At 43.8% G+C, this 6,202-nt stretch carries 5 protein-coding genes; 2 read left to right on the top strand and 3 right to left on the bottom strand.

Annotated elements, in window-relative coordinates:
• Nucleotides 1-380: 380 nt before the first annotated feature.
• From hflX to JOD03_RS13640, 3 genes are read right to left on the bottom strand one after another with little or no spacing between them, the layout of a single operon-like run.
• Nucleotides 381-1,646: a GTPase HflX gene (gene hflX, locus JOD03_RS13650; protein WP_204592021.1), complete on the bottom strand. Its 1,266-nt coding sequence runs from the start codon at nt 1,644-1,646 to the stop codon at nt 381-383.
• An 11-nt stretch (nt 1,647-1,657) separates the two neighbouring features.
• Nucleotides 1,658-2,395 carry a VOC family protein gene (locus tag JOD03_RS13645; RefSeq protein WP_204592020.1) on the bottom strand — a complete coding sequence of 246 codons (738 nt, stop codon included), beginning with the start codon at nt 2,393-2,395 and terminating at the stop codon, nt 1,658-1,660.
• Nucleotides 2,396-2,440: 45 nt separating this feature from the next.
• On the bottom strand, nt 2,441-4,036 hold the full coding sequence (locus tag JOD03_RS13640) for an AMP-binding protein (RefSeq protein WP_204592018.1): 1,596 nt from the start codon (nt 4,034-4,036) through the stop codon (nt 2,441-2,443).
• A 121-nt stretch (nt 4,037-4,157) separates the two neighbouring features.
• On the opposite strand from JOD03_RS13640, the gene JOD03_RS13635 reads away from it, so the two are divergent.
• Together JOD03_RS13635 and JOD03_RS13630 are read left to right on the top strand one after the other, a co-directional pair.
• Nucleotides 4,158-5,333: a methyltransferase gene (locus JOD03_RS13635; protein ID WP_204592016.1), complete on the top strand. Its 1,176-nt coding sequence runs from the start codon at nt 4,158-4,160 to the stop codon at nt 5,331-5,333.
• Complete coding sequence (locus JOD03_RS13630; RefSeq protein WP_204592014.1) at nt 5,330-5,602, top strand: hypothetical protein; 273 nt, start codon at nt 5,330-5,332, stop codon at nt 5,600-5,602. Before JOD03_RS13635 ends, JOD03_RS13630 begins: the two co-directional genes overlap by 4 nt.
• The last annotated feature ends 600 nt before the right edge of the window (nt 5,603-6,202 follow it).

The raw sequence follows: 6,202 nt of genomic DNA, 5'->3' as shown, positions 1-6,202 counted from the left end.
TGTCCTTATTTTTGTACACAAAAAGCGCGCACCGCAGAATTTTCTGCGGTGCGCGCTTTTTCAATTAGAGTCTAGGTTTTGTCCCAGCCTCTTTTCAATTGTTTCAGGTGTGTAGGGGAAGCGTTCCGCGGGCGCGGGCAGAGCCAAGGTCGAGTTCCGAACGCCAGAAACACACTCCGGAATCAGCCGCACCCACAAAGGCTGAAAACGCCTTTATGGGCACGGCTGATTTCCTCGGAGTTTCTAGAGTGGCGTTCTCCACATCTAAAAAAGGTCTCAGCTTCCGCTTTTTATCCCGCTGGAGTCACCCCTACCCACTCTAAAGGTTTGGAAATTTATAGCTTTCTGTATAAAAACAGCTTTCTCTTCATCTCTTTTGGCTAGGCTTGCATAAAACTTTCGAGGCGTGCTGCATCTTTAGCAGACAATTCTACGGTCATTAATGTGCCGTGTTCATCGTATTCCGTGTCGAGCACATTGCTGTGTGTATTCAAGTAATCAACAATTTCACCTTGATCAAACGGAATCAATAATGTCATTGTCGTGTAATCTTGGAACACGCGCGACTTAATTTGCTCAATCAGTTCAGAAATGCCCGCTCCTTCTTTTGCAGCAATCCAGAGCTGGTCATCTTTGTAGACCGGATACTCTCTTTCAGCACGGTCACTTTTATTAAATACGTAAAGTGTTGGGACAGCTTCTACGCCAATCTTATCAAGTGTTTCATTCGTAATATCCATCATATAGCGATACTCCGAGTTTGAAACATCTACCACATGCAGTAACAAATCTGCTTCTCTTGCTTCTTCTAATGTTGAACGGAATGCTTTGACTAAATGCGTCGGCAACTTACTGACAAATCCAACAGTATCTGTTAGCAGGAATTGCTTTTGGTCTTCTAGCTTCACTTGACGAACGGAAGTTTCGAGTGTCGCAAACAACATGTCTTGTTCAAACACTTGCTTTTCATCTTTCCCCGCCTGTTGCATGATTTGATTCATAATCGTTGATTTCCCTGCATTTGTATACCCAACTAGCGAAACAACCGGTAGGCCTTCTTTTTGACGTCGCTTGCGTTGCGTGTCACGTTGACTTTTCACTGTTTCGAGTTCACGTTTAATACGAGAAATTTGCTGTTCGATTTTTCGGCGATCCAGCTCAAGTTTCGTTTCACCGGCTCCACGGTTTTTAAAGCCCCCACCTGTGCCTCCACCTTGTCGAGAGAGTGATGCGCGTAATCCGACCAAGCGCGGCAACATGTACTGAAGTTGCGCCAGTTCCACTTGGAGTTTTGCTTCACGTGTTTTTGCACGACGCGAGAATATTGCCAGGATCAACATTGTTCGGTCCATCACTTCACACTCAAGCGCTGCTTCTAAGTTGCGAATTTGAGAAGGTGATAATTCATCATTGAAAATGACCAGGTCCGCGTCTGTTGCTTCAAACAGCATCTTGATTTCTTCTACTTTACCTGTTCCCACATAGGTTCCTGCGTTGATGCGCTCAAGATTTTGAGTGACTTCTCCAGCTTTTTCAATATCTATTGCTGAAGCTAAATTTTCGAGTTCTTCCATTTCATACTCAAAGTGAAGGTCTTTTTGACGTTCGACTCCGACCAAAATGGCACGTTCTTGTTGTTGTTCCATACTAGACCCTCCTATGGCAAGAGCGTATACTGACCGCCCTCTATCTCTATCGTATTGTCCTTGCCTGTGCCGGTAATGTCAACTCCGACGAGACGGTGAGGACCCTTAGTCTCAATGAATTCGATTGTTGTGTTCTCCAAGTGCAATTTGTTTTCATCACTCTGCACCCCAAGTAAGTGTGCCCATTTTTTTGCAGTTTCAATCGGGTGGGGTGTCCCCATAACAAGTCGTTTCACTTTTAACTCCTCAACATTCGGTGGCAACTGTTTGAGCGCTTCCAAATCCGCGTATTTATCTTGTTGCGACTGTTCCCATTCAATGAAAAACGGCAAGGGTAATTCGTTTGATGGCTCTTCTTTCACAAAAAGCATCTTCCAGCGTAGTACGGTCCCGTCTGGAGTTGTTCGAGAGGCATCGAGTACGTCAGTTGTTGCAACGCCCATGTCAGCAAAGCGCCTGTGAACCTCTTCAATGGAATCGGGACGTAAGCAGATAGTACCAAGCCCTGGTCCACTCTCTCTGTCATACAGGAAAAGCTTCGTTAATGGATGGTCTGCTTCTTTCGCAACAGAATGGTCGACTAAACTCAACCATTCAATGTAGCTTGACGCTAAAAATGCCAATGTATTCGCAGTGCCCCATTGTGTATGAACACCACCTAAAACGCCATAAATCCCTGCATAATTCGATGTTTCAACAAGTTCTTCGGGTGTTCCTGATACAAAATGAACGATATGATCTAGTTGCATAGTAGTCTCCTGTCTAACGCTGTCTATTTCCCGGGAAATAACGACTTACTTTGTCACCTTTTGTTGGCCGAGTTCACGCAGCATGTATTTTTGTATTTTACCAGAAGCAGTCATCGGATACCCTTCTGTAAACTCGATATAGCGCGGGATTTTGTGATGAGCAATAGCGCCTTTCGCAAATTCCCGAATTTCATCTTCAGTGACCGAATGACCCTCTTTTAAAATAATCCAGGCCATCAGTTCTTCCCCATACTTCGCATCGGGAATTCCGACAACTTGTACATCTTGAATACTAGGATGTTGATAGAAAAACTCTTCAATTTCTTTTGGATAGATGTTTTCTCCACCACGAATGACCATATCTTTAATACGACCTGTAATATCGATATAGCCGTCTTCATCCATCACCGCGATATCCCCGGTATGTAGCCATCCGTGATGGTCTATAGCACGTTTTGTGGCTTCCTCATTTTTGTAGTAGCCCTTCATGACGAGATACCCGCGCGTACAAAGTTCTCCTGGAACTCCTGCCGGTGATTCTTCCCCTGTCACAGGGTCAATGATTTTCACTTCTACACCAGGATGCGCGCGACCAACAGAACTTACACGTTTTTCAATCGCATCGTCCGTCTTTGTCTGTGTAATAACAGGTGAAGATTCCGTTTGACCATATGCAATCGTAATTTCGCTGGCTCCCATATCGTGGATCACTTTTTTCATGACTTCCATCGGGCAGATTGAACCTGCCATGATACCTGTACGAAGGGAAGATAAGTCAAACGAAGCAAACTCTGGCTCGTTCAATTCTGCAATAAACATTGTTGGAACCCCATAAAGACCTGTACATTTTTCGTCTTGGACTGCTTGCAGGACTTTTTTCGGATGGAATTGTTCCAAAATGACCATGGTTGTGCCATGAATCACGCTTGATAACGTCCCCATCACGCAACCAAAGCAATGGAAGAACGGGACCGGAATACAAAGACGATCTTTCTCAGTTAGGTGAATGTAGTCCCCTACCAGTTGAGCATTGTTCACAATATTGCGATGAGTGAGCATGACTCCTTTTGGAAAGCCTGTAGTTCCAGAAGTATACTGCATATTGATGACGTCTTCATTTGATAAAGAACTAAATCGTTCATCGAGTTGCTCTTTTGTCACTTGATCCGCAAGTCCTTCTAGTTCTGACCATGTCATCATCCCCTGACGTTGTTCATCTGAAAACGTGATGATGCGGGAAAGATGTGGAACTTGCTCACGCGCTACCTTGTGAACGATATCGATATACGATGTCCCTTTGAATTCATCTGCCAACAGTAACGTAGTGCTATCGGATTGCTTCAGCAAATACTCAAGCTCTTGCTTTTGATAACTCGTGTTCACGGTGACTAACACTGCCCCCATCTTCGCTGTTGCAAACTGTGTGAGCAACCATTCGCGCTTGTTATCCGCCCAAATAGCCACATGTTCCCCTTTTTGAATGCCAAGCGCCATAAACGCGCGTGCTAATCGGTCCGTCTCTTCATCAAACTCTTTATAAGTCTTACGGATTCCATGTTCAGGATAGACATACGCTTCCTGTTCTGGAAATTCTAAAGCCGTTTTTCGTAAAACTTCCCCAATCGTCAATTCATTTAACAAAACAATCTCCCCTTTGTCGTGTTGTCTCTTCCATATTATCACAAAATTCTGACGGAATTCCTGTTGAGTTTGGAGTGTGCTATGATGGACTGTAGAAAATGCATGAACGGAGGTGTTCGCAGTGGAATTTCAAGAGTTAGTAGACGAAATCGTCACACGAATGCGCGGACAACAATTACGAAGTGGTGTCATCAGTCAGCCACGTTTAAAAACTGAAACTGCTGGCAAAATCAAACTAAAACCTGTGGAAATCAAAGGCGTGTATCATATCCAGTTCGAATCGCATTTTGATCAGACACTGCGTCATAAAAACTATCCTTTAGAGGAAGTGGAAGAAGCTGTTGCTGCTTGTTTAGAGCAATACCGCCAACTTCAACTCGTATGGGCTGGCGAGACAGTTCACATCCAGCTCTCCAAAAAGAAAAAGGTAAGCATCAAGCGCACGGAAAATGACGAACAGGCCCCTACTGTACTTTCACATAACCGGAAGAAAAACTATGTATTAGATCCCGATACGATTCATCCGTTTCTGGTACATCTTGGTGTGCAAGCAAAAGATGGGAAAATCAAAAATCAAAAGCATGATAAGTTCAAGCAAATAAACCGGTTCGTCGAGTTCGTTGAAGACTCGCTTGCGTACTTACCAACGGACCGACCACTCAAAATACTTGATTTTGGTTCTGGGAAATCGTATTTGACGTTTGCCTTGTATCATTATTTACGAGAAATGAAAGGCTATGAAGTAGAGATTACAGGCCTCGATTTGAAGAAAGATGTGATTGCTCATTGTGAAAAACTTGCACGTGAACTGAACTATGAAGGACTCCACTTCAAAGTTGGAGATATTGCCGATTACAATGATGCCCAACAAGTCGATATGGTCGTTACACTACATGCGTGCGATGTAGCAACAGACTTAGCACTGGGTCGCGCTGTAAAGTGGGGAGCTCGCGTCATTTTAAGCGTGCCTTGTTGCCAACATGAACTGTTTACACAACTCGAATCGCCTGCACTATCTTTGATGACGCGTCACGGATTAATTAAAGAACGATTTGCCTCCCTCGCTACGGATTCAATTCGTGCGCAAGTCCTTGATTTAGTCGGTTATGATACGCAGCTGGTCGAGTTTGTGAATTTAGAAAATACACCAAAAAACATTTTACTACGCGCTTATTATACAGGGGCTACACCAAAGCCTGAGATGATTGTGGAAACGAAAGCATTTCTAGAATTTTTACAGGCAAAGCCGTATTTAGTGCGCGAACTGGATGATCAGTTGAAGGGAGTTCTAACGTGAGAGAGAACCAATACACGCTCCGCAAATTAATCAATGGGGCGATTTTAATTCCTGCTGTGTTTTTATCTTTACTCTTGAGTGCTTATTTTGATTTGTCTGTGATTGTGACAATTGGGTTGGCGATTGGGTTGACGGCGACATTTGTTGTGATTGTGAACAAATGGCCAGCGCTTGATCGTCCGATTTCGAAGACTGCTTATACGGTTTGGAACGTGTTGATTATTTTTACGTTTGTTATCGTCTATTACTCGGTGCGGAGTTCTATGTAAGTTTTAGATGTGTAGAACGCCACTTCTTGTGGAGCCGAGTGTATTTTAAAAAGCCAGATTCATCTTCCGATGATTGTTTTTAAGATCAATTTAAGAACGAAAAGGACTGGGGCCGCTCGATATGAGCGGCCCCAGCGCGATTCTTCTTAGTTTGACCTTGCGCAATCGTCTGCAGCTGAATCTAACTAGTTGAAGTACTTCTTTGCCGGAAGGAGTTCCAATAATTCCATGACAGTTTCGGCTTCGCCTCTACAAATCATTCGAATGCACCACATCACTTATAAATAACGTAGTTACAGGCGAGCTGTGCTAACGCAAGGCTCGAATCAGCCATCTATAAAACATTGCTTAGGACTGCTGGCGAGTTCTAATTAAAAGGGATAACTTTTCAGTGGCAATAAATCCCGGAGGCCAGGTCGTCATTTCCCGGGCCATCGGAGTTTTCCCGAGACCCGGCAACGAAGATGAAAGTGCTTTTCTTTCATCTTACGTGGGGAGGCTCGGGGACAATGTCATCAAGCTAACAATACATTTTCTGTAAGTTATATTTCTGACTTTCCAAACAAATTACTTGACTTTTCAAAAAAAGCACCAAAATCA

Origin of the sequence: Chryseomicrobium aureum (assembly GCF_016909155.1) — a bacterium.
Classification (GTDB): domain Bacteria; phylum Bacillota; class Bacilli; order Bacillales_A; family Planococcaceae; genus Chryseomicrobium; species Chryseomicrobium aureum.
This window is presented reverse-complemented; position numbering and strand designations above follow the sequence as displayed.

Coding starts and splice junctions, on each gene's coding strand:
- hflX (WP_204592021.1), bottom strand. CDS start 1,646: ATGGAACAACAACAAGAACGTGCCATTTTGGTCGGAGTCGAACGTCAA.
- JOD03_RS13645 (WP_204592020.1), bottom strand. CDS start 2,395: ATGCAACTAGATCATATCGTTCATTTTGTATCAGGAACACCCGAAGAA.